At 65.9% G+C, this 3,894-nt stretch carries 3 protein-coding genes and 1 pseudogene; 1 reads left to right on the top strand and 3 read right to left on the bottom strand.

Features of this window, described 5'->3' with window-relative positions; translation table 11 throughout:
* Positions 1-31: 31 nt before the first annotated feature.
* On the top strand, positions 32-502 hold the full coding sequence (locus DBR23_RS17115; protein ID WP_199227733.1) for a YqaA family protein: 471 nt from the start codon (positions 32-34) through the stop codon (positions 500-502).
* Between the two features lie 22 nt (positions 503-524).
* On the opposite strand, the gene DBR23_RS17110 is transcribed toward DBR23_RS17115, so the two are convergent.
* From DBR23_RS17110 to DBR23_RS17100, 3 genes and pseudogenes are all read right to left on the bottom strand, one after another.
* Entirely contained in the window at positions 525-2,165 is a 1,641-nt protein-coding gene (locus DBR23_RS17110; protein WP_108499044.1) for a bifunctional aminoglycoside phosphotransferase/ATP-binding protein, read from the bottom strand.
* Positions 2,166-2,332: 167 nt separating this feature from the next.
* Complete coding sequence (locus DBR23_RS17105) at positions 2,333-3,574, bottom strand: diguanylate cyclase (RefSeq protein ID WP_108499042.1); 1,242 nt, start codon at positions 3,572-3,574, stop codon at positions 2,333-2,335.
* Positions 3,575-3,727: 153 nt separating this feature from the next.
* Positions 3,728-3,894, bottom strand: a pseudogene (locus tag DBR23_RS17100) (EamA family transporter RarD); the annotation flags it as partial.

The raw sequence follows: 3,894 nt of genomic DNA, 5'->3' as shown, positions 1-3,894 counted from the left end.
CCCCCTACACTCAACGGCTATGGAAATCTGGATGCACCAGCTGCTCGAATGGCTGGCCCTGCCGCAATTCGGACTGAGCACAGTCTTTGTGGTGTCTTTTGTCTCGGCCACGCTGCTGCCGCTGGGCTCCGAGCCCGCCGTGTTTGGTCTGATCAAGCTCAACCCAGACCTGTTCTGGCCCGCCATCGTCGTGGCCACCCTCGGCAACACCCTGGGCGGCGGCGTGAGCTGGTGGATGGGCCTGGGTGCGCACAAGGCGGTGGACAAGGCGCGCGGCAATGCCACCGAGGTGCGGGCACTGAGCTGGCTCAAGCGCTTTGGCGCGCGGGCCTGCCTCTTGAGCTGGCTGCCGGTGGTGGGCGACCCGCTTTGCGCGGTGGCCGGCTGGCTAAAGCTGCCGTTCTGGCAGTGTCTGGCCTATATGGCCGTGGGCAAGTTCCTGCGCTACCTCGTGATGACGAGCGTGCTGCTGTACTTCATGCCCGGCCACCTGGCCCCGTAGCGGTCCGCCGGTGCCACCGGGGTCAGTGTGGCAGCAGACGGTTCCAGTTCACGGGCGCCGTGGTGTCCACGTGCAGCGTGATGGCCTCTTCGTGAGGCTGCAGGGGGTGGGCTCGGGCCCACTGGGCGTCCAGCACCGCCACGTCCGCCTCTGACGCACCGCCTCCGGCCAGCGCGCGCTGGCGTACACGCTCGCGCAGCACCGGAAGGGGGGCCTCGAACGACAGAATGTGGCAGGTCACTTGCGCGGCAGCGGCCAGCTCCAGGAAAAGTGCGCGGGCATCCCGGTCCAGCAAGGTGGCATCAACAATCACGCAGTAGCCTGCCGCCAGCACCTCGCGCGCCACTTGCGCCAGCCGCTGATGCGTGCGCAGTGTGGCCTCTTCGGTATAGATGCCGCCCGGTATTCCGTCGCTGGCAGCATTGGGCGCCAGGCCAAACAGGCGCTTGCGCTCCACATCGGCCCGCACACGCAGCATGCCACGCTGGCACGCCAAGGCCAGCGCATGGGTGCTCTTGCCCGCGCCCGAAAAGCCATGGGCCAGCCACAAGGTGGCAGGGCACGCCGTGGGCCAGCGTGCAGGCCGTTGTCCTGCAAAGCCCGCCGCCAGCTCCAGATACCCCTCCACGGTTTGCGCAGCGTGCCCGCTGCCACTACCGCCACCGGTGGGGTCCATCCGCAGGGCTGCAACCCGCGCCCGCACCAGGGCACGGTAACAGCCGTAGTAACGCAACACCGCCAGGCCTGCGTAGTCCCCGGTGTGTTCGAGCCACCGGTTCAAGAACCGCCAGGCCAGATCCGCCCGACCATGGGCCGCGAGGTCCATCACCACAAAGGCGATGTCAGCCACGCAGTCGATCCAGCGCAAGGCGGGGCTGAACTCCAAGGCGTCGAACAGCTGGGCCACGCCATCGATGAGCGCAATGTTGGCCAGGTGCAAATCGCCATGGCACTCGCGCACCCGACCGGCTGCCCGGCGCGCCTCGAACGTGGGGGCCAGGGCTTGCCCCTCAACCTGGCACCAGCTGCTCACCTGCGCCAGCAATGGCCCCTGACCAGGCAGTGCGCCTGCCACGGAGGGGAGCAGAGCCGCCAGGCAGTCACCCACCGGCGCTTGCACCGCCGCCGCTGTGCCCCAGGTGGTGGTGCCTGCGGCGACGGCGGCCGTGGCATGAAACTGCGCCACATGGCTCGCCAGCTGGTCGATCTGCGCAGGCGACACACGATGTGCGTCCAATGCGGTAGCGAGCAGTGCCTCCTGGGCAAAACGCCGCATCCACACAGCGGGCTCGGCGCCTGGTGGAGCGCCTTGCCAGGGCACCACCCGCAGCGTGGCCGAAGCATCTTTTGCCGCATCGCTCACCAAGCCGACAACGCCCAGGTAAAGGCCCGGCGCCGTCCGGCGGTTGATGCGCAGCTCTTCCTCGCAGGCCGCATGCCGCAGCGCCCGCGTGCTGAAGTCCAGAAAATCCAGCTGCAGTGGCTTTTTGAACTTGTAGGCAAAGTCACCGGCCAGCAGCACCCACGAGATGTGGGTTTCTATACATTCCACGGGCTCCATCGGGTCTACCGGATGCGGGAAAGCCTGTGGTTGCTGCTGCAGCATGCGCACGCGCTGCTGGGCAGTGGCGAATTCGGCCGACAGGTCAACGGATGGGGACATGGAACGGACGCGGGGCATGGGCTTCTGCACCCACGCGCAGGCGCAGCACGGTGCGATGCCACCCAACGCGCAGGTGGGAGCAGACCCTCAGTGTGGGCACCGCAAGCCGCTTGTCAACCCGACCAACACAAACGATAGCCGGCACACCGCCAGCCGATGGCCAGAAACTACAAGAAAGCGTGGCCGCTGGGGATCGACAGGTCCGACAGCTGAGAGTCGCCTTTGGCAATGGGCTCCTCGACCACCACTTGGTTGCGCCCGCCCTCCTTGGCCATGTACATGGCAGTATCCGCCCGCGAGAAGAACTCCAGCACCGACTCGCCCAGCACATACTGGGTCACACCGATGGACACCGTCACGCGGCCTTTGAGCAGGCCCGTCCAGGCGTGCGACTCGACCTGGGCCCGAATGCGTTCGCAGGTGTTGAGCGAGGGCAACAACGAAGTCGCCGGGAAGATCAGCAAGAACTCCTCGCCACCGTAGCGCCCAAACACGTCGCCCCCGCGCACGCCCTGCTGCGCAATGCGCGCAAAGGTGCGCAACACCTCGTCGCCCCCCAGGTGACCCAGCTCGTCGTTGATGCGTTTGAAATGGTCAATGTCCAGCACGGCCAGGCACAGCGGAATCCCGCTTTCGTCGGCCAGCTGCTTTTGCTCTTCAAGCGCCGCCAAGATGTAGCGGCGGTTGAAACAGCCCAGCAAAGTGTCGCGCTGCGCATCTTCCTGGATGTTCTTGATCTTGCGGCTGGCCTGGTAGAGGCTGCGGTACAGCCGCTGCACGCGGCCCATGAGCACGATGAACGCAGGTACCGATACAGCCAGCGCCAGCAGGTGCATCAGCTCCAGCCGCAGCAGGGCGTCGTTGCCCTGCTCTGCGTAGTGCGCGGCTGCCACTGCCGCATAAGCGCACAACACCCCGGCCGTCAGCACCAGCAACGTGCGCCGGGGTACGGTAAAGATGCCGTAAGCCACTGCCACAAACATGAAGGGGGCCAACAGAATCTGCGTGACAGGCTCCAGGTAGAACAACCCCAGCATGCCGCAGATGGAAGCCACCACGATGCCCAGCTTGAGATGGCGCAGCCGCAGTTTGTGGTGCAGGCCCAAACGGAACAAGGCACCAAACACCGCGAAGCCCGCCGTCGTCAGACCGGCCAGCACCCACAGCACCTGGACCCCCACCACGCCCAACGCATAGAACCCCAGCAGGGCCAGGGCGTACAGGCCAATGAGCCCCGCCACAGCCCACCACTTGGACTGCGCACTGCGCTCTCCCCGGGGGCCAAAGCCATCCAGCGCGCGCCGTCCAGGTCGCACGGCGACTGAAGACGAATCGTCGAACTCCAGCACGGCATCGGTCAACGGGAAGGCATCCGTCGCCGAAAACAGGTTTTTGCGTCCAAAAAGCATGTGGTGGCGGGCTCTGGCCTGGATATGTGGGTGGGCGGTGCAGCAACACACGCGCAGCACCCGTCAGACAAATCGCAGGATCTTACGCGTGGCTGACAGAATCGAACTGCGCGTTTTCCAGTAGCCCAGGCGACAGGGACCGCCCCCGGCGATTCAGGCCACCGCCATCCGCTGACGCGTCCACCAGCCCTCCACGGTGTACACCAGCAGCGCGGCCCAGATCAAAACAAAACCCACCAGCCGCGCGGGCTGAAAGGCCTCGTGGTACACCCACAACCCCAGCGCAAACTGGAGGCTGGGCGAGATGTATTGCAGGATGC

This window comes from Acidovorax sp. HMWF018 (assembly GCF_003061035.1).
GTDB classification, from domain to species: Bacteria; Pseudomonadota; Gammaproteobacteria; order Burkholderiales; family Burkholderiaceae_C; genus Acidovorax; species Acidovorax delafieldii.
The sequence above is the reverse complement of the archived record's forward strand: the minus strand, read 5'-3'. Positions and strand labels throughout refer to the sequence as shown.

What these genes read in the sequence shown, in the direction of transcription:
- DBR23_RS17115 (WP_199227733.1), top strand. Translation starts at nt 32, where the DNA reads ATGCACCAGCTGCTCGAATGGCTGGCCCTGCCGCAATTCGGACTGAGC.
- DBR23_RS17110 (WP_108499044.1), bottom strand. Translation starts at nt 2,165, where the DNA reads ATGTCCCCATCCGTTGACCTGTCGGCCGAATTCGCCACTGCCCAGCAG.
- DBR23_RS17105 (WP_108499042.1), bottom strand. Translation starts at nt 3,574, where the DNA reads ATGCTTTTTGGACGCAAAAACCTGTTTTCGGCGACGGATGCCTTCCCG.